Source organism: Loktanella sp. Alg231-35, from assembly GCF_900143545.1.
Lineage (GTDB): Bacteria > Pseudomonadota > Alphaproteobacteria > Rhodobacterales > Rhodobacteraceae > Yoonia.
In genome coordinates, this window is the sequence record NZ_FREV01000002.1 from 64,015 (window position 1) to 88,715 (window position 24,701).

23 protein-coding genes and 1 riboswitch are annotated in these 24,701 nt (G+C 57.9%); of the genes, 16 read left to right on the forward strand and 7 right to left on the reverse strand.

Annotated elements, in window-relative coordinates; translation table 11 throughout:
- The first annotated feature begins 52 nt into the window (after window positions 1-52).
- The 6 genes from hydA to DHN10_RS03965 are packed head-to-tail and all read left to right on the forward strand — an operon-like array spanning window position 53 to window position 5,703.
- Window positions 53-1,507 carry a dihydropyrimidinase gene (hydA, locus tag DHN10_RS03940; protein ID WP_108813968.1) on the forward strand — a complete coding sequence of 485 codons (1,455 nt, stop codon included), beginning with the start codon at window positions 53-55 and terminating at the stop codon, window positions 1,505-1,507.
- Window positions 1,444-2,034, forward strand: a complete 591-nt coding sequence (locus DHN10_RS03945; RefSeq protein WP_234416998.1) for a hypothetical protein — start codon at window positions 1,444-1,446, stop codon at window positions 2,032-2,034. Before hydA ends, DHN10_RS03945 begins: the two co-directional genes overlap by 64 nt.
- Before the next feature lie 28 nt (window positions 2,035-2,062).
- Window positions 2,063-2,842: an ABC transporter ATP-binding protein gene (locus DHN10_RS03950; protein WP_234417000.1), complete on the forward strand. Its 780-nt coding sequence runs from the start codon at window positions 2,063-2,065 to the stop codon at window positions 2,840-2,842.
- Window positions 2,843-2,893: 51 nt separating this feature from the next.
- Window positions 2,894-3,814 (forward strand): ABC transporter permease, encoded by a 921-nt coding sequence (locus tag DHN10_RS03955; protein ID WP_108813971.1) that lies wholly within the window; start codon window positions 2,894-2,896, stop codon window positions 3,812-3,814.
- Complete coding sequence (locus DHN10_RS03960; protein WP_108814495.1) at window positions 3,811-4,662, forward strand: ABC transporter permease; 852 nt, start codon at window positions 3,811-3,813, stop codon at window positions 4,660-4,662. The genes DHN10_RS03955 and DHN10_RS03960 overlap by 4 nt, the downstream gene beginning before the upstream one ends.
- Before the next feature lie 48 nt (window positions 4,663-4,710).
- The gene (locus DHN10_RS03965) at window positions 4,711-5,703 is read left to right on the forward strand and encodes an ABC transporter substrate-binding protein (protein ID WP_108813972.1); all 993 of its coding nucleotides are present in this window, start codon (window positions 4,711-4,713) and stop codon (window positions 5,701-5,703) included.
- Window positions 5,704-5,784: 81 nt separating this feature from the next.
- On the opposite strand, the gene DHN10_RS03970 is transcribed toward DHN10_RS03965, so the two are convergent.
- The 3 genes from DHN10_RS03970 to DHN10_RS03980 form a co-directional block, all read right to left on the reverse strand.
- The gene (locus DHN10_RS03970; protein ID WP_108813973.1) at window positions 5,785-6,810 is read right to left on the reverse strand and encodes a P1 family peptidase; all 1,026 of its coding nucleotides are present in this window, start codon (window positions 6,808-6,810) and stop codon (window positions 5,785-5,787) included.
- Window positions 6,794-7,531, reverse strand: coding sequence for a glucose 1-dehydrogenase (locus DHN10_RS03975; protein WP_108813974.1), 738 nt, complete (start codon window positions 7,529-7,531; stop codon window positions 6,794-6,796). The genes DHN10_RS03970 and DHN10_RS03975 overlap by 17 nt, the downstream gene beginning before the upstream one ends.
- 74 nt (window positions 7,532-7,605) lie before the next feature.
- Window positions 7,606-8,109, reverse strand: a complete 504-nt coding sequence (locus tag DHN10_RS03980; protein WP_108813975.1) for a GNAT family N-acetyltransferase — start codon at window positions 8,107-8,109, stop codon at window positions 7,606-7,608.
- A 42-nt stretch (window positions 8,110-8,151) separates the two neighbouring features.
- A riboswitch (FMN riboswitch) is annotated at window positions 8,152-8,310 on the forward strand.
- Between the two features lie 75 nt (window positions 8,311-8,385).
- Here DHN10_RS03980 and DHN10_RS03985 point away from each other — a divergent pair.
- The 3 genes from DHN10_RS03985 (at window position 8,386) to panC (ending at window position 10,563) form a co-directional block, all read left to right on the forward strand.
- Window positions 8,386-8,799 (forward strand): 6,7-dimethyl-8-ribityllumazine synthase, encoded by a 414-nt coding sequence (locus tag DHN10_RS03985; protein WP_108813976.1) that lies wholly within the window; start codon window positions 8,386-8,388, stop codon window positions 8,797-8,799.
- Window positions 8,800-8,899: 100 nt separating this feature from the next.
- Window positions 8,900-9,724, forward strand: a complete 825-nt coding sequence (panB, locus tag DHN10_RS03990; protein WP_108814496.1) for a 3-methyl-2-oxobutanoate hydroxymethyltransferase — start codon at window positions 8,900-8,902, stop codon at window positions 9,722-9,724.
- A complete protein-coding gene (gene panC / locus DHN10_RS03995; RefSeq protein ID WP_108813977.1) occupies window positions 9,721-10,563 on the forward strand; it encodes a pantoate--beta-alanine ligase in 843 nt (280 codons plus the stop codon). The genes panB and panC overlap by 4 nt, the downstream gene beginning before the upstream one ends.
- Before the next feature lie 71 nt (window positions 10,564-10,634).
- On the opposite strand, the gene DHN10_RS04000 is transcribed toward panC, so the two are convergent.
- Window positions 10,635-11,384: an ATP-binding protein gene (locus DHN10_RS04000; protein ID WP_108813978.1), complete on the reverse strand. Its 750-nt coding sequence runs from the start codon at window positions 11,382-11,384 to the stop codon at window positions 10,635-10,637.
- A 247-nt stretch (window positions 11,385-11,631) separates the two neighbouring features.
- Window positions 11,632-12,918 (reverse strand): acetylornithine deacetylase/succinyl-diaminopimelate desuccinylase family protein, encoded by a 1,287-nt coding sequence (locus DHN10_RS04005; RefSeq protein WP_108813979.1) that lies wholly within the window; start codon window positions 12,916-12,918, stop codon window positions 11,632-11,634.
- A 189-nt stretch (window positions 12,919-13,107) separates the two neighbouring features.
- On the opposite strand from DHN10_RS04005, the gene DHN10_RS04010 reads away from it, so the two are divergent.
- The 6 genes from DHN10_RS04010 (at window position 13,108) to DHN10_RS04035 (ending at window position 21,329) form a co-directional block, all read left to right on the forward strand.
- Window positions 13,108-14,898: a hypothetical protein gene (locus DHN10_RS04010; protein ID WP_108813980.1), complete on the forward strand. Its 1,791-nt coding sequence runs from the start codon at window positions 13,108-13,110 to the stop codon at window positions 14,896-14,898.
- Window positions 14,899-15,010: 112 nt separating this feature from the next.
- Window positions 15,011-17,014 (forward strand): hydantoinase/oxoprolinase N-terminal domain-containing protein, encoded by a 2,004-nt coding sequence (locus tag DHN10_RS04015; RefSeq protein ID WP_108813981.1) that lies wholly within the window; start codon window positions 15,011-15,013, stop codon window positions 17,012-17,014.
- A gap of 116 nt (window positions 17,015-17,130) precedes the next feature.
- Window positions 17,131-17,739, forward strand: coding sequence for a CDP-alcohol phosphatidyltransferase family protein (locus DHN10_RS04020; RefSeq protein ID WP_108813982.1), 609 nt, complete (start codon window positions 17,131-17,133; stop codon window positions 17,737-17,739).
- Between the two features lie 12 nt (window positions 17,740-17,751).
- Complete coding sequence (locus DHN10_RS04025) at window positions 17,752-18,951, forward strand: ABC transporter substrate-binding protein (RefSeq protein WP_108813983.1); 1,200 nt, start codon at window positions 17,752-17,754, stop codon at window positions 18,949-18,951.
- A gap of 55 nt (window positions 18,952-19,006) precedes the next feature.
- On the forward strand, window positions 19,007-20,701 hold the full coding sequence (locus tag DHN10_RS04030) for an ABC transporter permease (RefSeq protein ID WP_108813984.1): 1,695 nt from the start codon (window positions 19,007-19,009) through the stop codon (window positions 20,699-20,701).
- On the forward strand, window positions 20,694-21,329 hold the full coding sequence (locus DHN10_RS04035) for an ATP-binding cassette domain-containing protein (protein ID WP_108813985.1): 636 nt from the start codon (window positions 20,694-20,696) through the stop codon (window positions 21,327-21,329). Before DHN10_RS04030 ends, DHN10_RS04035 begins: the two co-directional genes overlap by 8 nt.
- Here the strand turns inward: DHN10_RS04035 and DHN10_RS04040 are convergent.
- Both DHN10_RS04040 and DHN10_RS04045 read right to left on the reverse strand, forming a co-directional pair.
- The gene (locus tag DHN10_RS04040) at window positions 21,326-22,435 is read right to left on the reverse strand and encodes a THUMP domain-containing class I SAM-dependent RNA methyltransferase (RefSeq protein WP_108813986.1); all 1,110 of its coding nucleotides are present in this window, start codon (window positions 22,433-22,435) and stop codon (window positions 21,326-21,328) included. The two genes, DHN10_RS04035 and DHN10_RS04040, sit on opposite strands and share 4 nt — an antisense overlap.
- Window positions 22,436-22,485: 50 nt before the next feature.
- Window positions 22,486-23,865: a tetratricopeptide repeat protein gene (locus DHN10_RS04045; protein ID WP_108813987.1), complete on the reverse strand. Its 1,380-nt coding sequence runs from the start codon at window positions 23,863-23,865 to the stop codon at window positions 22,486-22,488.
- Window positions 23,866-24,068: 203 nt separating this feature from the next.
- On the opposite strand from DHN10_RS04045, the gene DHN10_RS04050 reads away from it, so the two are divergent.
- Window positions 24,069-24,629, forward strand: a complete 561-nt coding sequence (locus DHN10_RS04050; RefSeq protein WP_234417002.1) for a CAP domain-containing protein — start codon at window positions 24,069-24,071, stop codon at window positions 24,627-24,629.
- Window positions 24,630-24,701 lie beyond the last annotated feature (72 nt).

Sequence of the window (24,701 nt, forward strand, 5' to 3'; positions counted from 1 at the left end):
ATGGGAGGCCCCGGATCAAGTCCGGGATGGGTGAAGACAGGGAGACAGATAAATGACCAAAGTCATCAAAAACGGCACCATCGTTACGCATGATCTGACCTATCAGGCGGATGTCCTGATCGACGGGGGCACGATTGTTGAGATCGGCCCAAACCTCAAAGGCGACGAGGAACTTGACGCAACGGGTTGCTACGTTATGCCTGGCGGGATCGACCCGCATGTGCATCTGGAAATGCCGTTTATGGGCACCTACTCCACCGATGATTTTGAAAGCGGTACCCGTGCGGGTCTGGCTGGCGGCACCACGATGGTTGTTGATTTCTGCCTGCCCAATCAGGGCGAAGGCCTGCTGGATGCGATCAAGCGCTGGGACAATAAATCGACCCGTGCCAACTGCGACTATTCCTTCCATATGGCGGTCACTTGGTGGGGCGAGCAGGTGTTCAACGACATGGAAACTGTCGTGAAAGACCGGGGCATCAACACCTTCAAACACTTCCTCGCTTACAAAGGCGCGTTGATGGTGAATGATGATGAGATGTTTTCGTCCTTCAACCGCCTGTCCGAACTGGGTGCCATCGCCATGGTCCACGCCGAAAACGGCGATGTTGTGGCTGAGATGACGGCGAAATTGCTCGCCGAAGGCAATACGGGGCCAGAGGCGCATGCCTATTCGCGCCCTTCTCAGGTTGAAGGCGAGGCGACGAACCGTGCCATCATGATCGCCGACATGGCGGGTGTGCCGCTGTATGTTGTGCATACATCCTGCGAAGAGGCGCATGAGGCGATCCGCCGTGCCCGCCAACAAGGCAAACGCGTTTGGGGTGAACCGTTGATCCAGCATCTGACGCTGGATGAATCAGAGTATTTCAACAAAGACTGGGACCACGCCGCGCGTCGCGTGATGTCGCCGCCATTCCGCAATAAGCAGCATCAGGATAGCCTTTGGGCTGGGTTGCAGTCGGGGTCATTGTCCGTTGTCGCCACTGACCACTGCGCCTTTACGACTGAGCAGAAGCGCACCGGCGTCGGCGATTTTTCTAAGATTCCCAATGGGACCGGGGGCCTTGAGGATCGGATGCCGATGCTTTGGACCCATGGGGTTGAGACGGGCCGTTTGACGCCAAATGAATTTGTCGCTGTGACCTCTACCAATATTGCCAAGATTTTGAACTGCTACCCCAAGAAGGGGGCGATCATGGTTGGCGCTGACGCCGATCTGGTGGTCTGGGATCCGAAGAAATCCAAGACGATCACCGCAGGCAGCCAGCAATCGGCCATTGATTACAACGTGTTTGAGGGCAAAGAAGTGACCGGCCTGCCGCGCTTTACCCTGACGCGGGGGCATGTGGCGATCCATGATGGCGAAGTGCGCACGCAGGAAGGCCACGGCAATTTTGTGAAGCGTGAAGGGAATACGCCGGTGAACAAGGCGTTGTCGTCTTGGAAAGAACTGACGGCACCACGGCCTGTGGAGCGGACAGGTATTCCGGTGAGTGGGGTTTGATGCAAGTTAGCTTTCGAGAGACTATATCAAGCGAATGGCGATCGAGTCCAATTTCCTTCAGTGCAGCAGTTCTTAGTTTCGCTGCATTTGGGATCAACTTCTTCGTCCCACCAGTGGCTTCGCTCAACTCACCCGCGTTACCAATTTTGGCAACGGTACTTACAATTCTAGCAATCTCTTTTTCGTTAACATTTTTCTACACAATTTTCGTGAAAAAAATGGATCTGGCGGGTTGGATGGGTCTGCAATGTGTTTTGGGAGTGCCAGCTATCTTTGCGGTCACTCTCATGCCGGGTTTCAAAGAAACGCTGAGCGGCGACCAATTGAATTGGCTTACGTTGATTATTGCTCAGATGGCCACTGCGTTGATCTACGCTGTTGCTGTTTTTCGTGGAGCCAAAGTACAAGACCCAGACAAGATTTTCTATTGGGGAGCTGCATTTCTTTTGTCCATGCCTGCATATCAGAAGGTACTACTCGTGTTAGGATTTGGGATGCAAGCAAGCGGCATAGAGCCGACGCTCTAGAAGACGGAATATGACAAGAAATGTTGCCATGCACTCAAATGTAATCGAGGCTTCCAATCTCGACCTCACCTTTCAAACCAACGATGGTCCCGTGCATGCCCTCAAGGACGTGAACCTTGAGATCAACAAGGGTGACTTTGTCTCGTTCATCGGCCCTTCGGGCTGTGGCAAGACGACGTTCTTGCGCTGTATTGCTGGGTTGGAAACACCCACGGGCGGCCAGATTTCTGTCAATGGCATGACCCCAGAAGAGGCGCGGATGGCCCGCGCATATGGCTATGTGTTTCAGGCCGCTGGCCTTTACCCGTGGCGCACGATTGGCCGCAATATCAAGCTGCCGTTGGAGATTATGGGGTTCTCTAAGGCCGAACAGAATGAGCGGGTGGGCCGTGTGCTCGACCTTGTTGATTTGGCTGGGTTTGAGAAGAAGTTTCCGTGGCAATTGTCTGGTGGGATGCAGCAGCGGGCGTCTATCGCCCGTGCGTTGGCCTTTGATGCCGATATCCTGTTGATGGACGAACCCTTTGGGGCGCTGGATGAAATTGTGCGCGATCACCTCAATGAGCAGTTGTTGCAGCTTTGGGCGCGAACCGAGAAAACGATTGGGTTTGTGACACATTCGATCCCCGAAGCCGTGTATCTTTCGACCAAGATCGTCGTCATGTCGCCACGTCCGGGCCGGATCACAGATGTGATTGATAGCCCGCTGCCGAAGGAACGCCCTTTGGATATTCGCGATAGTGCAGAGTTTATTGCTGTAGCGCACCGGGTGCGTGATGGTCTGAGGGCGGGGCATGTGGATGAGTAGGGGTTCCCTCAGGGGGAAGTTTGACGGGACGAAGAAAGTCAGGGGGAGCGTTTGAAGTCGTTGCTGCCTGTTTTGACTGTCGTGGGGGCGATCCTGTTGTTTTGGATCGTCTCTGTTGTGCCGATGAATATGCATTTGACGGCGGATTTGGCGCAGCGGCAGGATATCGCGGTGTCGCCTGATACGCCTGCCGCCCGGCAAGAGTATTCCGGGATTGGACTGGCTCTGCGCAATACGCATTTGTTTGGCATGACCTATGCGCTGGACCGTCCACGCTTGCCGTCACCGCATCAGGTAGGCCTTGAGATGTGGGATACGATCGCACTGAAGAAGATCACATCGCGCCGGTCGTTGGTTTATCATGGCTGGGTGACGTTGTCCGCGACCCTGTTGGGTTTTGCCATCGGCACGGGGCTGGGCATCTTGCTGGCCGTGGGCATTGTTTACAACAAGGCGATGGATATGAGCGTGATGCCCTGGGCCATTGCCAGCCAGACCATTCCTATTTTGGCGCTCGCGCCGATGATCATTGTGATGCTGGGCGCGATTGGCATTCAGGGTCTGTTGCCCAAGGCGGTGATCAGTGCGTATCTGAGTTTCTTTCCTGTCGTCGTTGGCATGGTCAAAGGTCTGCGCAGCCCGGACGGCATGCAGTTGGACCTGCTGCGCACCTATCATGCAAGCCCGGCACAGGCGTTTTGGAAACTGCGGTTGCCTGCTTCGGTTCCCTATCTGTTTGCCTCGCTGAAGATCGGGATTTCTGCGTCTTTGGTGGGTGCCATTGTCGCCGAACTGCCAACCGGGGCGCGGGCGGGCTTTGGCGCGCGGATGCTGGTAGGCGATCAATATGGGCAGCCGATTGTGACGTGGGCGGCGCTGTTTGCAGCGGCGATCACGGCGGCTGCTTTGGTAGGTTTGTTTAGCGTGATAGAGTGCTGGACCCTGCGCCGGATGGGGATGCGTGCGGCATGACGGGCACCGCGATCATATCGGCATTGGCCATTTGGGCCGCAGGGTGGTTCGTGAACGCGCGAATAGCGACAAGTTCTGTGGCCGAGACACGTTGGGCGCGGCTCTTGGTGCCTGCGATCTTCGGCCTGACTTTACTCATCATGTGGGAACTGCTGGTGCGACTGTTGGAGGTTAGCCCGGTGATCCTGCCACCACCGACAGCGATAGCGAGCCGTTTTGCGGGTGAAATTCCGATTCTCTGGGCGGATTTCGTGCAGACGATCATCAAAGGCGCGATGACAGGGTACATCCTTGGGGCGTTAGCTGCGTTTGGTGTCGCAATCCTCGCTGATCGGTCTGATTTTTTGACGCGCGGCATCCTGCCTGTGGGTGGTTTCATGGCGGCCCTGCCCATCGTTGGCACGGCACCAATCTTCGTCAAATGGCTCGGCAGCGATTGGGAATCCAAGGCCGCCGTTGTCGGCGTCATGGTGTTTTTCCCGATCCTCGTGAACACAGTTGCCGGATTACGTGATACAACCTCTATGCAGCGCGATCTGATGCGCACCTACGGTGCAGGTTATTGGTCGACGCTTTTGAAACTACGGCTTCCTGCGGCGATGCCGTTTATCTTTAACGGGCTCAAGATCGCGACCACTTTGGCGTTGATCGGGGCGATTGTCGCCGAGTTTTTTGGCTCTCCCACAGTGGGCATGGGCTTTCGCATTTCGACATCCGTCGGCCAACTTGCGCTGGATATGGTCTGGGCCGAGATTGTCGTGGCCGCATTGGCAGGCAGCGCGTTTTATGGGCTGATGGCATGGATAGAGGGGCGGGTGACTTTTTGGCACCCATCGCAACGCAAATAGAAAGATGAGCCCCAGCAAGACGGCAAACACTAACAAGGAGAGAAGAGAATGAAGAAGTTAATGATGGCGGCGGCACTGGCTGCAGGTTTGGGCGGGGCCGCCCATGCGGATGGCCATGCCAATGATGTGACGCTGCAGTTGCAGTGGGTCACCCAGTCCCAGTTTGCGGGCTACTATGTGGCGCTAGATCAGGGATTCTATGACGAGGAAGGGTTGAATGTGACCATCCTGCCCGGCGGTCCGGATATCGCCCCGCCGCAGGTTCTTGCCGGTGGTGGTGCTGATGTGATGCTAAACTGGATGCCATCTGCCTTGGCTGCTCGCGAAAAGGGTCTGCCGGTGGTCAATATCGCCCAGCCTTTCAAAACATCCGGCCTGATGCTGACCTGCTGGAAGGACACCGGGATTGAATCGGTTGCAGATTTCCGGGGCAAGACCATTGGCGTGTGGTTCTTTGGCAATGAATACCCGTTCCTCAGCTGGATGAGCCAGGAAGGCATTGGCACTGACGGTGGCGAAGACGGCGTGACTGTCCTCAAGCAGGGATTCAACGTTGATCCGTTGCTGAACCGCGAGGCGGACTGCATTTCCACGATGACCTACAACGAATACGGTCAGGTGCTGGACGCGGGTGTGTCCGAGGATGAACTGGTGACCTTCAAGTACGAAGATCAAGGTGTGGCGACGCTGGAGGACGGCATCTACGCGCTGGAAGAGAACCTTGAGGATCCGGTGTTTGTCGACAAGATGGTCCGCTTTGTTCGCGCCTCCATGCGCGGCTGGAAATGGGCCGAGGAAAACCCCGAAGATGCAGCGGGTATCGTCCTTGATAACGACGAAACCGGTGCACAGTCCGAGGCCGCTCAAATCCGCATGATGGGCGAGATTGCCAAGCTGACCGCGGGCTCTGACGGGTCGCTTGATCCGGCAGATTATCAGCGCACGGTCGATACATTGCTGGCAGGCGGGTCTGATCCTGTGATCTCGGCCGAACCGGTGGGTGCATGGACCAGCGCGATCACGGATCAGGCGCTGAATTAACGCAAAAAGCATGAACAACGAAGGCGGGCGTTGGGCATACCAGCGCCCGTTTTTTGTGGGCAGTGTCAGTTTTGCCGTCGGTCAATCGGAGTTCATAGCCCCATAAGTAGGGATCAGGTCACCATCTGCTGCGGTTGCCTCATAAACCCCGCGCGCAATGGCCCGACTGAGGCATGTTGCCCCGGCGGCTGTGATCTCGCGGAATGTGGTGTTGTCCACGCCCTGAGCGTTGCCGGTTGCCACCCCAAACACCAGATCCCCATCCATTGGCGTGTGTGAGGGCACAATCGCCCGCGCCATGCCGTCATGCGCGGTGACAGCCAGCCTGTGGCATTGTGTCTTGGTCAGGTCCGCATCGGTTGCCACGATGGCAATCGTCGTGTTTGCCCCTTCCGCTGCGCGCAGCATCATCGCTTGCTCTTTGCGGCTGGATTCCGAGGTCACGTGACCGCCGCTGGGATCAGGCCCCGTGCCGCCGAATTCGTGTTCCATCTCAAAAGGTGCAGCCCAGAAATGCCGATCGCCGGGCGTTGTGACACTGCCCAGCGCATTCACTACCACTAATGCCCCCACCAACGCGCCGTTGGGCAGCACCATAGACGCTGACCCCAGCCCGCCCTTTTGCATCGCAGCCATGGCGCCTGTCCCGGCGCCTGCCGTACCTAAGGTGAAATGCTCTGACGCGCTTTCCAGTGCTTTTCGTCCCAGCGCGCGGTATGGGTTTTCATCCCAATCCTTGGTCCCGCCGTTGATCAGATCAAAGATGATCGCACCCGGTACAATCGGGATACGCATTGCGCCAACGGGAAAGCCGCGACCCTGCGCGCGCAACCCGTCCATCACGCCAGAGCAGGCATCCAGACCAAAGGCTGATCCGCCTGAGAGTACCAGCGCGTCGATTTCCTGCACAGTTTTGTCCGGTGCCAAGAGATCCGTTTCTTTGGTTCCTGGTGCTCCGCCCATGACATGCACGCTAGCCGTAAACGGCCCGTCGCCGACCAGCACTGTTGTCCCGGTCTTGATGTGATCATCCTGTGCGTTGCCGACCCTTAGCCCGGCCACATCCGTGATCAGATTACGCGCCCCGCGCTTATATGCATCGCCCACCGTCCACCTCCATGGCTATGCCTGTGATCATGCTGGCTTCGTCCGAGCAGAGGAAACAGGCGGCGTTGCCCATATCCTCTGGCGTTGAAAAGCGCCCCATCGGGATGGTGGCAAGGAACTTTGCCCGCATTTCGGGTGTGTCCTCTCCCATGAATGATTTCAGCAAGGGTGTTTCGCCTGCTACTGGATTGATCGCGTTCACGCGGATGCCTTCGGGGGCCAGTTCAACTGCCATTGTCTTGGTCGCCGTGATCATCCAACCCTTTGAAGCGTTATACCAATTCAGCCGCGGCCGGGGCGAGATGCCCGCAGTAGAGGCGACATTCAGGATCACTCCCGCCTTGCGCTCTTTGAAATGCGGAACAAAGGCGCGCGCCAGCAGAAACACCGATTTCATGTTGACGTTGTAGACGCGGTCGAAATCTTCCTCCGAGACGTCCTCAAGTGCGCTGGGCATATGGGTAACGCCTGCATTGTTGACAAGGATATCAAGCGGGCCATCGGCAAGAACTGTGTGCGCCAATGCGTTGACGCTCGCACCGTCCGCGACATCACAAGCCAAGGCAGTACCGCCGATCTCGGTTGCAATGGCTTCAGCCGCGGCCAGATTGATATCGACCACCTGGACGTGCGCCCCTTCTGCCGCAAACTTGCGCGCGATCCCCGCACCAAAGCCCGACCCGCCGCCTGTCACGATAACCCGTTTGTTCGCCAGTCGCATGGTGCCTCCGCTGTTGCCTTGGGCGCAGGGTAGCCGTGTTGGGCAGGCTCGCAATCTCTTTTCTTGGGGTCGCGTCAGCGAAGTGCTGGTGCGAATATCACCTCGCCTTGCGGTACGGTGCCGGTGAAGGACACAAATTGCACAAAAGCGTGCGGCAGATCACCGTGGGTCAAGCTGGCGTTTGAGGCGAACCCCATGGGGCCATAAACATGGGGGTTGCCAATCAGAACGCAGCCTGCTGCACCTCTTGCTTTTAGCCAGTCCAACCCGGCCAGCGACAGTTTGGTGCCGATCCCTTGTCGCTGGAATGGCGCCTTGATCGCGATGGGCCCGAGGGCAAACCAATCCCCCTCTGCCCCACTTACAGTGGCAGGAGAAAAGGCGACATGCCCGACGATATTGGCCTCTATCGTTGCAATAAGCGAAAGCGAAAGGTCGCCATCCCGGCGCAATCTATCCAGGGCGTCGGCCTCGGTGCCGTCGCTGAAGTTCATCGGCGCAAAAGCGGCTGCTATCAACGCATGAAGCGTCTTTTGATCTTCGGCCCGTTCGGGACGCAAGGTGACGTGGTCATGCATGACGCGCACTCTTGCCCAATCACCGGGCCTCTGTCAAAACGCATGCATTCTCAGGGCGGGGTGGAACTCCCCACCGGCGGTATGTGGTCTGACCATGAGCCCGCGAGCGCAATGGATTTCCCTGACGGAATACCCATTGGTCCAGCAGATCAGGTGAGATGCCTGAGCCGACGGTCATAGTCCGGATGAAAGAGAATGCAGTATGTTGCGCGCCAAAGGGTGCGGGATGTGTTGTGTGATGCCTTGGGGTGACGTGTCGAACCAAAGGAGATCACAATGACACTTCCCCAGTTTGCATTCATCAAGGCCGGTTGGCATGCCGATATCGTGGATCGTGCGCTTGACGGGTTCTTGTCTGAAATTCCCAAAGAACAGGTTACGGTCTTTGATGTGCCCGGCGCGTTCGAGATGCCCTTGCTGGCACAAAAATTGGCGTTAAGCGGCGAGTATGCGGCGATTGCCTGTGCCGCATTGGTGGTTGATGGCGGCATCTACCGCCATGATTTTGTGGCCAGTGCCGTAGTGGACGGGTTGATGCGCGTGGGCCTTGATACACAAGTGCCGGTTCTCTCCGTCAGCCTGACCCCGCATCATTTTCAGGAAACTGACCACCATATCGCGATTTACCGCGATCACTTTGTCCTGAAGGGGCAAGAGGCCGCACGCGCGGCAAAAATGCTGGTGTCTTGAACAAAGGTTGCCACGCTACGTTCAGTTTGATCCCGACGGTTCAGGCTGGCAAGGCGCAATCTGGGCTGATATTGCCCTAAAGAGCAAACAGGAAAAGACCATGAGTGCCACCGCTAAGAAACGTGCCCCGATGCCTGACGATATACGTGCTGCCAAAGGTGGCACGCCGCTGGTAAGCCTGACGGCCTACACCACACCGATGGCGCAATTGATGGATGAGCACTGCGATTTTGTGCTTGTAGGCGACAGCGTGGGCATGGTGCTGCATGGCTTGCCATCGACGCTTGGCGTGACGATGGAGATGATGATCATGCATGGCAAGGCCGTGGCGCGCGGTCTGTCTTCGGCGATGATGGTCATCGATATGCCTTTTGGGTCCTATGAGGAAAGCCGCGAACAGGCCTTTCGCAACGCGGCCCGATTGATGTCTGAAACTGGTGCCGGTGCTGTCAAGCTCGAAGGCGGAGTGGCCATGGCCGACACTATCGCGTTTCTGGTCGCACGCGGCATTCCGGTAATGGCGCATATTGGCCTGACCCCGCAGTCGATCAACACGCTTGGCGGCTACAAGGTGCAAGGGCGCGGTGATGCCCGTGACGCAGCAATGGCAGATGCGGTGGCTGTGGCAGAGGCCGGTGCCTTTGCCGTGGTGCTGGAAAAAGTACCCCAGACGCTGGCCGATGAAATGACCGCGCGCATCCCTATTCCAACCATCGGGATTGGTGCAAGTGCAGGCTGTGACGGGCAGATTCTGGTGCTTGACGATATGTTGGGCCTTTTCACCGCATTCAAAGCAAAGTTCGTAAAGCGCTATGCCCATCTGGGCGATGACGGTGCTGCAGCCATCGCGGCCTATGCCGCCGACGTGCGCGCGCGTGATTTCCCGGCGGAAGAGCATATCTTCGCGGACGAGGCACCTAAATGATCGCGCCCATTGTGCGCTCATTGGCAGCGCTGCGCGAACAAACGGCCCTCTGGCGCAAGGCCGATGAAACGATTGGCGTGGTACCCACTATGGGTGCGCTGCATCAGGGCCATCTGTCCTTGGCCCGCGCCGCCCGTGCCAAATGCGACCGGGTAATTGTCACGATTTTCGTGAACCCAAAGCAGTTCAACGATCCTGACGACCTCAAGAACTATCCCCGGACCGAGCAACAAGACGCGCGCAAGCTCGAAAGTATCGGCGTTGATCTGATCTATGTGCCTGACCCGGACCAGATTTATCCCGACGGTTTTGCCACCACTGTGTCAGTGGCGGGCCTGACAGATATGCTCTGCGGAGAAAGCCGCCCGGGCCATTTCGATGGCGTGGCGACGGTTGTATCCAAGCTTTTTACGCAGACGTCTGCCGATTTCGCCTTCTTTGGGGAAAAGGATTATCAGCAATTGCAGATCGTACGCCGGATGGCCCGTGATCTGGATATTCCCATTGAGGTGATCGGCTGCCCCACGATCCGCGAAGAGGACGGGTTGGCGATGTCATCGCGCAACCTGCTGCTATCGGACCGTTCGCGGGTCTATGCGCCGATCCTTGCTGAAGTGATGGAGGATATGCGCGAAAAACTCGCCGCCGGTGACGCCATGAGCGAGATCCGGGAAGATGCGCAAGCGCGGATCATGGCGGCAGGGTTCAATGAGATCGACTATCTGGAACTGCGTGATGGTGGTGATCTGTCATTGTTGGACAAAACCAAGCCCGATGCACGGTTGTTCGCAGCCGCATGGCTGGCTGGTGTGCGGTTGATCGATAATGTGGCAGTTTGAACGCGCAGTTTGGCCTAGTCTCTTTTTCTAGAGACAGATGGTGAAATCAAATAGGCAAAGCTGATACGTGCTCATTTGTTTCGAACGAAGCCGATTGAATTTCGCAATGATTTTAGGGTTGCTGAAATTCTGCGTTTTCTTTTCGCGCGATAGTATCTGCTCAGCGAAGACTCTGGAAGACGGTAAGCCATACCTTCTTCGACTGTGAATATGCATGGGCCACAGATGCCGCAAGGCTGCTTGCCAAGAGGTCTATGGCAAAACCACGATGCCTCAAGGACAGAGATGAAGTCATGCGTCTCTGCCGCGGCCTTCATTTCGATCTTCGATGTTTCCAGGAGCGGAAATGAAAAATTGCCAAACACTATTGAATGATCCTTTGAGGCGCCGCGTAGCTTATAGGTACCCTCTGCGTTTGCTTTGACATTGCCCATCAGGAAGGCATACGCTCGGTCATCTCGATGAATGCTGAGTTCGAGATCGTTAACTTTTGCTTCGCTGGCGTATCTGGCCAACCATTCGTATTGTATGCCTAACGGTGCTTGGCTCGCGAACCTTTCATATGCAGCCGTGACTTCGGGCAAATGTCCAATTTCATTGATGGGCGTAAGCCTTAGTTTTTCAATTCTGTTAGCGGCTCGCGCATCTATTTTCTGGAGCCGGTTTCTAATCTCGGCGATCGCCCGAAGCTCATGCAAACTAGATTTCCGACCGAATCCGATGACGTAGTGAGGCACGACGTCTCTTTCTTCGACTATGGAGGACATGAGAACCCTGAAAGTTGAGTCCCAGCCGCCTGTCCAAAGGATGTTCAGAGGCATAGTTGAGTACCTTTTTGTGTGCACCGGGATGCAATTTCACTTTTTCCGGAAGCTCTCGGCCTCCGATGTCCTCAGATTGCAAACTCCAATTTGACCGAACTTTCAATTGCTAAATCCGCCAAATGGTACCCCGCACTCCAGCACCATTGCACCTTAGTATTTGATTTCAGAATCTGTGTGGTTGATGATCGCTCAACGGCTTTGAACGAGTCTGACTGTCGAACCCATTTGCATCGAGCGTTGAACTTTACGTCTCGGGCAGCAATATCTGCACCAACATACCCGCCATCACCTTGGCACTGTCAATCATATCATCCACGCCGACGTATTCGTCAGGCTTATGCGCCAGCTCCAATATTCCTGGCCCATAGGCGATGCAGTTCTTGAGCCTCCCAATCCGGTCGATGTGTTTCTGGTCATAAGTGCCGGGTGAGGCCACGAACTCTGCCGGTTTGCCCAGCACTTTTTCGATTTCTGCCGCCACGGTCTGCACCACAGGGGCCTCTTGGTCGGTCATGCTGGGCAGTACCAGATTGATCTCGCGCAGGTCATAGTCGAACCGGTCGCGGTTCGCTTTGAGCCCTTCAAGAAGCGCGGTAACCTCACCGCGCACTTCATCGATATTCTCCTCTGCCAGAAACCGCCTGTCGATGACAATGCGGCAACTGTCGGGCACGCAATGCGCGGGCAGACCGGTGTAGTCTTCGTCCTGTTCCGGTTGTCCGCCGTGGATCGAGTTAATGTTCATCGTGGAAGAGCGCGCGCCTTCGGGCACCACCGGCATTTCTGTCGTGCGCGCGGCCATGGCCGGGTAGAGCTTGTCTTCGAACGCGCTAAGCACCGCTCCCATATGCCGCACTGCGCAATCGCCCAGGAATGGCATCGAACCATGAGCGATTTCGCCATATGTCTCGATTTCTGCCCACCAGCCACCGCGATGGCCAAGGCAGACACGGTCTTTGTTCAGCGGTTCGGGGATGATCACATGTTGGACGCGGGCAGGATCGAAATAGCCCTTCTCGGCCAGATAAGCCACGCCGCCATAGCCGCCGGATTCTTCATCAGCGGTGCCCGAAATTTCGATAGCGCCAGCGAAGTTGGGGTGTACCTGAAGGAATGCTTCAGCCGCGATAATCGAGGCCGCAAGCCCACCTTTCATGTCGCATGCACCGCGACCATAAATTTTGCCGTCCTCCAATTCCCCGCCAAAGGGGTCCTTGCTCCAGCCGCTACCAACCTCAACCACATCGGTGTGACTGTTGAAATGCACGCAGTCGCCTGCTGATCCCCCGTCGCGCCGTGCCACGATGTTCCAGCGTGGGTATTTGTCGCTGTCGCCGGGTGTGCCATGGGCGCGGATCAATTCGGTGTTGAAACCAGCCTTGCTCAGTCGTGCATCAAGGTATTCGCAGATCAGCCGATAGTCCGCACCCGGCGGGTTGAGTGTCGGAATGCGGATCAAGTCTTGGGTTAGCGCGATCAGGTCATCGCGGCGGTCCACGATGGCTTGGGTCAAGTGCAGTTGGTCATTCATGGCGCAACTATCTGCCAAGGATGACGAGGCCGCAATAGGCCTCGGTTTTGGGTGCCGTGCCTGACGCTTGGGCCGTCGCGTCCTTTGTGCAACAGCGCTCATTGGGGTGCGCGTGCGGATAGCGTCAGAGTGTTGTGCGGCGCGCGTGCATGCTATGTCGCTGCTACCAAAAGTGAGGCTCACTGCTGAATGTCCGATCTGCCTATCACACGTCTGGCGCGACAAAACCCGTTTCTGCTGGTCATGGTTTTGTCTGTGACCTTGGTGGTTGCCAAGGCGATTGCTGCGGGCCTAGGGATGGAGGCCAACTTTGCGACGATGGGCAATGATGACATCACCCGTTTGGTGATGGTGCGTGATTGGATTGCGGGCCAAGGGTGGTATGACACCACGCAATATCGGATGGCCCCGCCCGATGGCGTTTTGGTCCATTGGTCACGCTATATTGATGCTGGGATAGCGGCGATTATCTTGCCGCTGTCTTTGTTTTTGCCAATGGAAACGGCCGAACAGATTGCGGCTACCGTCTGGCCAACGCTGATCCTGATCGTCACGCTGTTGGTGATGGGGTTCGGTACGCGCCGTTTGTTCGGCGCTGTCGCCGCCTGTTTTGCGGTACTTTTTACCGTGCTGTGGCCGCTGACGGCCGATGTGCATGCGCGGGCCGGCAATCTGGACCACCACAACATCCAACTATTGATGATGATCATTCTGGCCATGGCCGCCGTTTGGCCCACCCGGCCGATTGCTGCAGGCGTGGTCGGCGGGCTGGCCGCTGCATTCTCGCTTTCAACGGGATTGGAGGCGCTGCTCTTTATCGTTGGCGCGGGCGTGGTTATTTTTGTGCGTGGTGTCTTTGGTCAGACGGCCAAGGCGGCGCGTCTGCTGATATCCTTTTGTTCGGCCCTGTTTTTCGGCAGTGTCTTGCTCTGGCTGGGCCTGACAGCGCCCAACGCATGGGGGCAGCCGGTATGTGATCAACTCGGCGCATCCGTACTAAGCCTTGTGGCAGCGGCGGCGGTTGGCAGCGTGCTTCCTTTCGCGGTTTACCGATGGATCTCGGGACCTGTGATGCATATTGCAAGTACGGTCATCATCACTGCAATTGGCATTGCGCTTGCCTGGCCTTTGCTTGGGTCTTGTATTGAAGGGCCCTACGGGAGCCTATCCCCAGAGCTGCAGGAGATGATCAGCTCGCAGATCACCGAGGCCAAGCCGGCCTTGGTCTATGTTCAGGCGCATAGCGCTGCGGCATTTGTTTTCACGTTGCCCGTTGTTACGGCAATGATTGCGGGATTTGCCTTGTGGCGGGTCAAGGCACGGCAGGGTGATTGGCCAAAGGCGCAGAGTACGGCATTGGGTTGGCTGCTGATCTTGGGGGTCATGGGCATCGGGATGATGTTCAATCAGATGCGAACCGTCATCATGGTGGCCTCGATCGTGCCGATCATTGGTGGTGTTGTCATGGCGGTCCTGTTGCAAGCCTATCTCGACACTCGCGGCCCCATGACAGCTGTAACCATGTTTGCCATTGCGATCGCTATCGCGAGCCCCGCGCTCTACCTGCGTCCGTTTGAGGCCTTTATTGCCAGTGACAATGGCAGTTCCCGAAAGGCACTGAATGACTGCCGTCAATATGACGGGCTCACCGCATTGAATGCGATTCCCCCGGCGCGGATCCTGTCGCCCGGCAACCTTGGCCCCGCCCTTCTTTGGGCCACGCATCACAGTGCGCTGTCGGGGCTTTACCACCGCAGCCCCAGCGCCATGTATCATGCCATGGCCCCTTGGCGCATGGATGAAGCGGAATTCATGAGCGTCGTGCAGGGGTCAAATGCCACCCATCTCCTGCTCTGCCGGGGCCGTGGATTTCCCGGCGCATATGCGACAGACCTGTCACACGGAGACACGACAGCCGATTGGCTGCGCCCCGTCGCCGTCGACGGTGAGCACCTGATGCTTTTTGAGATCCTGCGCTAGTTTGGAAAAATGCCGTAGATGTCGCTTTTGGCAGCCCTATGGTGAATTGGCGTTGCATTTTGTTCAAAGCCCCGGCTTAGCTGAGCGGCAGGATTGAGACGAGACAGCAGCAATGGCTTACCTTCTGGGTGTGGATACGGGCGGCACATATACGGATGCCGTGATCATAGATGAGGCAACCGACAGCGTTGTTGCATCGGCTAAGGCGCTGACGTCGCGCCCTGACCTGGCAACAGGTGTGGGTGCCGCGATTGATACCGCCTTGGCAGAAGGCGGTGTTGCGCCTGCCGATATTGCGATGGTGTCGCTTTCCACGACTCTTGCCACAAATGCCCTTGTCGAAGGACAGGGCGGGCGGGTTGCCTTGGTCGTGATTGGCTTTGATCAGGCGGATCTGGGCCGGGCTGGCCTAGCAGAGGCCCTGCGCGGCGATCCCGTGATCAGCCTAGCGGGCGGGCACAATCACGCAGGCGGTGAAGTTGCGGTACTTGATTTGTCCGATCTTGAGGCCGGCTTGAAAGCGCTAGAGCCGGGGATAACCGGGTTTGCGGTTGCTGCCAGCTTTGCCACGCGTAACCCCGCCCATGAGATTGCTGTGCGTGACATGATCCGTGATCTGACGGGCAAACCGGTCAGTTGCTCGCACGAGTTAAGCCAGGCGTTGGGTGGCCCAAAGCGCGCGCTGACGGCTGTGTTGAATGCCCGCCTGATCGGGATGATAGATCGGTTGATCACGGCCTGCGAAACCCATCTGGATCATGTCGGTATTCCCGCCCGTTTGATGGTTGTGCGTGGTGATGGCGCGCTTGTCTCGGCCGATGTAGCCCGCGAAAAGCCGATTGAGACGATCCTCAGCGGTCCTGCCGCCTCTGTCGCCGGGGCAAGTTGGTTGAGCGGTGAAACCGATGCTTTGGTCAGCGACATCGGGGGGACGACAACGGATGTCTGCCTGTTGCGTGACGGCCGACCCAAGATTGATCCGCAGGGCGCGCGCGTTGGTCCGTTTCGGACAATGGTTGAGGCTGTGGCGATGCGCACCACGGGGCTAGGTGGCGACAGTGAGGTGCATGTGGTCGAGGGGCTGCATGGCGGTTTGCGGCTTGGCCCTCGTCGTTTAATGCCCATTTCGTTGGCGGCCCGGCATCACCCTGATCTAGTGCATCAAACCCTTGATCGCGGGTTGGCGCAGGACATTCCGGCCAGCGATGGCGGGCAATTTGCGATTCCTTTGTGGGAGGCGACGCCAGAAGGGCTCGACCCGCGCGAAAAAACTGTCGCACAGCGTTTGGCTGATGGTCCGTTGCGGGTCGGTCATGCGGTACAATCACGGCTAGAGGGCCCTGCGTTGGCGCGTATGGTCGCGCGCGGGCAGGTGATTTTGGCTGGTGTGACGCCATCTGATGCTGCACATGCGTTGGGTCTTGTTTCAGCGTGGGATGCGGATGCCGCTGAAAAGGCGCTTGCCATTTTTGCGCGCCGACGTACCGGCGGGGGCGAGCCGTTGGCGCCGGATGGCACCACATTGGCGCGGCAGATCGTTGATCAACTGACAGCACAGACGGTGGATTGTCTGTTGCAGGCCGCATTTGCCGAAGATGATCTGGATTGGGACGATCCTGCCGCCTTGGCACGGCATCCGCTGACGCAAGCGGGGCTTGAGGGTCATCAAGGGTTGGTGCAGACGCGGATGTCACTGGGCGTGCCCGTTGTCGGGCTTGGGGCATCGGCGGCGACGTATTATGGCGCGGTCGGCAAGCGACTGGGCACGTCGATGGTGTTGCCCGTGCATGGCGGCGTGGCCAACGCCATTGGTGCTGTTGTTGGACAGGTGCAGATGCAAGCAATCGGCACCGTCAGCAGCGCGGGCGAAGGGGCTTTTTCAATCCATTTGCCGGAGGGGCCACAGGTTTACGCAGACAAGGACGCGGCTTTGGCGGCGCTTGAGACGCATCTGCGCACTGAAGCCGAACGGCGCGTGCGCGCCTCGGGTGTCGAAGACATCCGCTATTCCGTCAGCAGCGATATCTCTGAAATTGATATTGAAGGGCGCGCGATGTTCATTGAGGCAACCATGCGGGTTGAAGCCAGCGGTCGCCCACGCATTGCCTCGGGCTAGGGGCCAGACCCAAAGGTGATTGTGTCAATCCCGGCGGTCTCTCTCACATTCCTGTCAGGTGAATTGCGTCAGCAGGTCGCATCGTTCACAAGAAGGCGAACTTTGGACCGGACCCCATGCTAGACCGCTATGCCCGCCAGATCATCGACCCGCCGTTGAACCACATTGGTGCGACGCTTGCGGCGCGTGGGTTCACAGCAGATGGGGTGACGTTGATCGGATTGGCGCTTGGTTTGTTTGCTGCTTTGTTGATTGCTGTTGGTCAGCCCGGTTGGGCATTGATCCCGCTTTTGGCAAGCCGTTTGGCCGATGGGCTGGATGGGGCCGTCGCGCGTGCCACACGCAAGACCGACTTTGGTGGCTACCTTGATATCGCCGTTGATTTCCTATTCTACGGGGCGATCCCGATGGCCTTTGTCTTGTATGACCCTGCCACGAACGGGGCAGCGGGGGCGTTTCTGCTAACCGCGTTTTACTTCAACGGAACCAGTTTTCTGGGTTATGCCATCCTCGCTGAAAAGCATGGTCACAAGACCGATGCCCAAGGGCAGAAGTCGCTTTACTACTCCAACGGCATTCTGGAAGGGACCGAGACCATCGTTTTCTTTATCCTGCTTTGCCTGCTGCCTGCATATTTTTCATTGCTCGCATGGGTCTTTGGGGCTTTATGCTTTGCGACCGCCACACTGCGGATTTATGCCGCCAAACACATCTATACGAACTGAAGGACGATACTTATGAAACATCTCGCCATTCTGGCCGCTTTGCTGGCCCCGGTGCCTGCATTGGCCGACACCGATCCCGCGAACTGGGATGATGTGACCGCAGCGGCTGACGGCCAGACCGTCTATTGGAATGCATGGGGTGGGTCTACCACGACCAATGATTTCATCGCATGGGTCGGTGACCGCGTAATGGCCGACTATGGCGTCACGCTGGAACATGTGAAGCTGACAGACACCGCCGACGCTGTCACCCGTGTTTTGTCCGAAAAGCAGGCCGGTGAAGATGACGACGGCGCAATCGACATGATCTGGATCAACGGTGCTAATTTTGCCGCCATGAAAGAGGCCGATCTGCTGTTTGGTCCTTATGCAGAGCAATTGCCAAACTGGGCCGTTGTTGATGCCGAAGGCAAGACAGTGCAGACCGATTTCACCGTACCGGTTGAAGGCTTTGAAAGCCCGTGGGCCATGGCGCAGGTTGTCTTTGTACATGACACTGCCGATATGCCTGACCGTCTGGGTTCGATGCAGGCGCTGTTGGAATGGACGGCTGCCAATCCGGGCCGTTTCAGCTATCCACAGCCGCCTGATTTTCTGGGTACGACCTTTCTGAAGCAGGTGTTGGTCGATATTCTGCCTGACCCATCTGTACTGGCTGATCCGGCGACGGATGAAAACTATGAAGCAGTTACAGCCCCGCTTTGGGCCTATCTGGACGAGCTGACGCCAAATCTGTGGCGCGAAGGCAAAGCATATCCTGCGACCGGCACGGCAATGTTCCCGCTGATCGCTGACGGAGAACTGGATTTGTCCATTTCCTTCAGCCCCGGTGCTGCCTCCACGGCCATTGCCAACAGCGAACTACCGCCCTCTGTGCGCACTTTCGTGTTGGACAAGGGCACAATCGGCAACGCGTCCTTTGTTGCGGTCCCATACAACTCCGGCTCCAAAGAAGGTGCGATGGTTGTCGCTAACTTCCTGATGTCACCCGAGGCACAGGCACGCGCGCAGGACCCATCGATCCTTGGCTATGGCACTGTGCTGAACATGGCGGCCCTCTCCGACGATGACCGGGCGCTGTTTGATGCACTTGAGTTGGGCGTTGCCACGCTATCCCCGGCTGAACTGGGTTCAGTACAGGCAGAGCCGCACCCAAGCTGGGCCACGCGCATCGCAGATGATTGGATGACCCGCTACGGTGTGTCCGAATAAGAGTGTCAGAATTGATGATACGCTGTCCCGGATCAAGTCCGGGACAGCGTAAGATATGAACAGCCGCCGCCTCCTTCCCATTCTGCCAATCCTGACATTGCTCGCGATGCTAGGACCGGTCGTGGCCGGGCTGTGGGGGACGCTGCTGCCCGCCTTTGGGCATTTGCCTGCGGCGGGACTGACCGGCCCATCACTGGATCCGTTCCGCGATTTGTTTGACTGGGCGGGTTTGCCCCGAGCAATGTTCTTGTCGATCTCTACGGGGTTGCTGGCCACTGGCATATCACTGGTCATTGTGATGCTGATCAACGCTGGCTGGTCCGGCACAAAGCCGTTCCGCGGGTTAGAGCGGCTCTTGTCGCCGCTCTTGTCCGTTCCGCATGCCGCCGCTGCCTTTGGGTTGGCCTTTCTGATTGCGCCGTCGGGGTGGTTGTCGCGTCTGTTGTCGCCCATGGTCACTGGCTGGGACCGTCCGCCTGATCTGCTGATTGTGCAGGATACATGGGGCCTGACAATGACCGCCGGGTTGATCGTCAAAGAGGTGCCATTCCTGTTGCTGATCACTTTGGCCGCCCTTGGGCAAGCCGACGCGCAGCGCAGCGTCGCGATTTCGCAGGCTTTGGGGTACGGGCGGGTCACAGGGTGGCTCAAAACAGTGTTCCCGCGTGTCTACGCCCAAATCAGACCACCGATTTATGTCGTCTTGGCCTATTCAATGTCCGTGGTCGACGTCGCCGTGATCCTTGGCCCCAACACCCCGCCATCACTGTCGGTGCAGATCGTGAAATGGATGTCTGACCCTGACCTTGCCATGCGGCTGGAAGGGGCGGCGGGGGCCTTGTTGCAACTGGGGCTGGTGATTGGTGCCTTGGTGTTTTGGCGGTTGGGAGAACATGTCGTGGGGCGGGTTGGTAAGCGCTGGATCGCATCTGGCGCGCGTGGCCGGCTTGACCCCCTGGTCGCCCAAGGGGCGTTGGCCGCTGGGGCGGTTTGTGCGCTTAGCGTCATGCTTGGGTTGGTTGTACTGACGATCTGGTCATTTGCGGGCTATTGGGGCTTTCCTGACGCTCTGCCCGATGCATTCACATGGCGCAACTGGATGCGCTTTGGGCCCGGCACGCTGGAGGCGCTGGGCGAAACAGCCTTGATTGCCGTCACGGTTGCTATGACTGCGTTGATCCTGACCATCGGGTGCCTAGAGGCCGAGTACCGCTTTGGATTGTCCTTCAGCCAGCGGGCGGTCTGGCTGCTGTATTTGCCACTTTTGATCCCGCAAACGGCGTTTCTGCCGGGGCTACAAACACTGATGCTAAGCCTTGGGGCGGATGTGGGGCGGGCACCTGTTATGCTGGCGCATCTGGTGTTTGTGCTGCCCTACGTGTTCCTATCGTTGGCCGATCCATTCCGCGCATGGGACACGCGGATGGGCACCATTGCTGCGGCCTTGCGTGCCAGCCCCAATGGGGTGCTATGGCGTGTCCGCTTGCCGATGCTGCTGCGCCCGATCCTGACGGCTCTGGCTGTGGGTTTGGCGGTGTCCGTGGGGCAGTATTTGCCGACCCTGTTGATTGGCGGGGGCCGGGTCCAGACACTGACGACCGAGGCGGTCGCACTCGCCTCAGGTGGCGACAGACGGGCCATTGGGGTTTACGGGTTGATGCAAACGGGGGCAGCCTTGGTGCCATTTGCGCTGGCCCTGCTGATCCCGACGCTGGTGTGGCGCAACAGGAAAGGACTGCGGCATGGATAAGGGGCTTTCGCTGCGCGATGTGACGATCACCAAGGGCGGCGCTCCGCTTTTGTCGGTGAGCCACGACATTGCACCCGGAGAAGTGCTGACGGTGATGGGGCCGTCCGGCGTGGGCAAGTCCACATTGCTTGCCTTCATCACCGGCACTTTGGCGCCTGATTTTCACGCGACAGGCGACGTTTGGTTGGACGGGCAGGATATCACCCACGCCGCCCCGCATCAACGGCGGGTGGGTATCCTGTTTCAGGATGATCTGTTGTTTCCACATCTGTCGGTTGGGGCGAACCTTGCCTTTGGTTTGCAACCGGGTGGTAGCCGGGCAGAGCGAGCGGCCAAAATTGCGGAGGCCCTGAACGAGATCGGCCTGAGCGGTTTTGAAGATCGCGACCCTGCGACGCTATCAGGAGGACAAAAGGCCCGTGTTGCCTTAATGCGGATGCTGCTGTCGGAGCCATGTGGATTGCTGCTCGACGAGCCATTTTCCCGGTTGGACGCGGCCTTGCGGGCGCAAGTGCGCGATATGGTGTTTGATCGGGCGAAGGCGCGGCAACTGCCGGTCTTGATGGTGACGCATGATGCCGACGACGCGCAGGCGGCGGGTGGGGTGATTGTGACGCTGGGCGGCTAAAGCGTGTCTGTTTGAAACAACCACACTTTCAAACCGCCATGTGGGATCGGCGGGCCTTTGGGTTTGAACGGAAGCCCCGTAGCCTTGGCGAGGTTGGGGTCGCTGGTGACCAGTCCCACCCGCCAACCGGAGAATTCTGATTTCAGCCGCGTGCCCAGCCCAGCATAGACCCCCATCAACATCTTTTGATTGCCGATCCGGCCACCGTAAGGCGGGTTGCACATGATCAGACCGGCCGGCCCTTCCGGGCGGGTGATGTCAGCGGCTGAGATGTTCTGGAAGGCGATATGTTCGGCCACACCAGCACGTTCGGCGTTGGCGGTTGCCATGCGGATGGCACCTGCGTCGCGGTCGCTGCCGTGGAATTGTTGGGTAGGCGTGTGGGGTGCACCCACCCTACGTAGGGTGTCCCACGTGGTGGCGTTGAATGTCGCCAGATCCTCGAAGGCGAAACGGCGGCTGCGTCCGGGGTATAGACCCGCCGCCATTTCCGCCGCTTCGATCACGAACGTGCCCGAGCCGCACATGGGATCCAGCACCGGCTCTACCCCATCATAGCTGCATTCGCGCAACATCAATGCAGCAAGCGTTTCGCGCATGGGCGCTTTGCCAACGGCCTCTTTGTGGCCGCGCTTGTGCAGGCTGTCGCCGGACGTATCGACGCTGATCGTCACGCGGTTATCGTCAATGCGCAACTTCACCGCAACGGTGGCATCTGCGCTGATGGTCATCCCGTGACTTTCTTTCAGCGCCGTCTCGATCCGCTGGGCAGCAGCACCCGCATGATAGATTTTGGACTTGCGGGAGGTGCTGACCTCTACCCGGACCGGGATATCGCTGCGCAGAACATCGCCCCATGGAAACTTGCGCGCCCGTTTGTCCAGTTGCGCAAGGTGAAAGGCCATGAAGCTGCCAATCCGTGCCAACACCCGCGTCGCCCCGCGCAAGACCAGATTGGCGCGCCAGACATCGTCCCAAGTGCCGGTGATTGTCACGCCGCCGGTGGTTTGCTGCGGCTCAGCAAAGCCATTGGCGGCGACCTCGGCCAGCAGGGCCGCTTCCAGACCCGGCGTGCCTGTGATGAAAATCTCAAATGATGCGCTCATGCGGCGTCCATACGTGCATTGGTGTGGCAGATGCAAATGCCGTGCGTGGATCAGAAATTCGAAACGATACCAAAGCGGATCTGAAGGGCCGAGGATTCGACCTCTTCCGCGTTAGAGCTGGTGCGCGTGGCGGACACATCAAGGCTGGGAGAAAAGCCGAAATACCGGATGTCTTCAAAGACGGTATTGGCACCAATGGTCACAAAATGATCGCGCCGCCCGTCAAGCGTCGTCGTAAAGACCCGGTAGTTGCGGTAGCCTAGCTCTAGCGAGCTGGACCAGCGGGTGCCAAGGACGGGTTGTGCAAACTCATAGCTGACCTCGCTGGAGTATTCGGTGTAACTGCTTTCCGGCCCGGCCTCGTTCTTGCGGCTCGTCAGGGTCAGTTGGATCTTGTCATTGTTGGGCAAGGCGGAACTGAAACTGCCACTCAGATCATAGGTCAGGGTATCCACAAGGGCATCAGTCAATACGTTCTGGTCGCGTACAGAACCACGTATGGAATAGAACGCCCGGTTGTTCACAGGAATGGTATGGCTGACAATCAGATCAGAGAAATCGACGATCCGGTTACCGCCCGACCAATAGCTGCCAAGATTGAAACCGAATGTGACAGGGCCAAGCGGGCTAAGGGTCTTGCGGGTGTGACTTGCGCCAATCTGGGCAAGAAAGGTCGAGAAATCGTTGCCAGTGACAGATCGAATATCAGCATTGGGCGAGGAATCGAGCAAGCCCCTTGCTTCGGAAGACAATGTGTACGCCTGACCAGACATCGCGGCATTGAGCGATGTGCGCTGCGTTTCATCCTCGGATAGCCGATAGGCCAGTTGCACGCTGCCGAAATACTCAACCCCCGACAGGGCGCGCCGATCTTCGGGCAACAGGAACGTCAGGGGGATACCCTCAAACTCCAAAATCCCGTCGTCAGACCCGTTGTTGACGTTGTCCGAAGGCGCGATAGAGCCATTCAGCTGCACCGAAAGCGGGTTTGCTGCGGTGATGCGCACATATTCCGTGACCACCGCCTGCGCGTCTTCTTCGGAAGAGATATTGTTGGCGGCCCGCCGCAGCCAGAACTCTGCCCGCACGAATTGGTTCAGCCTCCCGCGCCCGCGCGCCACCAGCCGTGCCGCTTGCAGGCGGCTTTGCTCATCTGGGGCCACGTCATAGGCGCGAGCGGCAGTTTTGGCCGATGCGGCGTCCTGACCAAGCTCGGATTGGGCGACGGCAAGCAGAAACAGGGCGGGATAGCTGTCAGGGTCTTGCGCGAGCATTTGTTCGGCCAGCGCCGCCGTTTGTGTCGGTTCTCCGGCCACCAGCGATGCTTCGGCCCCGGCCTGTAGATCGGCCAGATTGGATTGGCTCAGGGCGGGCGCGCCGGTCAACCCAAGCCCAAGGACAAGGCCGCAAAGGCAGAGCAGTTTTTGCATTATGTGGGGCCTGTGTTCATTGCCGCCAAAGCAAAACAAAGTTCTGGGATTTGCGCAAGTTAGCCGAAAATTGCGGCGGATCGCGTCTTATTGCCGCCCATCGGTTGGCGAAAACCCGCCTCGCAGACTGTCGCGTGCAGTTTTCCTTTTCGAATGTAAGGGCTTGCGGCTAGCTGTGTTGGGGGTGTCTTGGAGGGGAATTCATGAAGTATCTTGTATCGGTTTTGGCGTTGGCGGCTCTGCCTGCTTGTATTGGTGGTGGCGGAGGTGGAGACGTTGACCTCACGCCTAGTACACCGAGCGCGAGTATGAACACTGAGATGGGTATGACCTTGAATGGTGCGCGTACCGGAGGATTGGATCCCCTCGTATATGACGGTCGGGTCGGTCAGATCGCGCAAAACCATGCAAACGATATGTTTGAGCGGGACTACCTAAGCATCTATGAGATGGGTAGCACTGGTTTTGGTGGGCCACGAGGTGGCGAACGAGACATGGGCGATGACTTGAATGCTGCTGGCCTTGGATGGGAACAGATCGAGCAATTCGTGGCTGAAGGCGATAAAACCGTCGCTGTCTTGTTCGACGAATTTAGCAACCGCCCGATTGGCGGCCCCATCGAAGGTAGTATCGATCAGGGTATGGATGACGTTCTTGAACTGGCCGAATTCGAGTTCTTTGGAATTGGTAAGGCCGGGAGCGGTTCGGATCAGAAGTTTGCGCTCTTGCTAGTGCACCCGATGTCGTTCTGGTCAGACCGTTGAGCTTATCGCCGGGGCTGGCCGGACCATAGGGGCTTTGGGATTATCCCAGCTTGATTTAACCAGTTTCCGCCT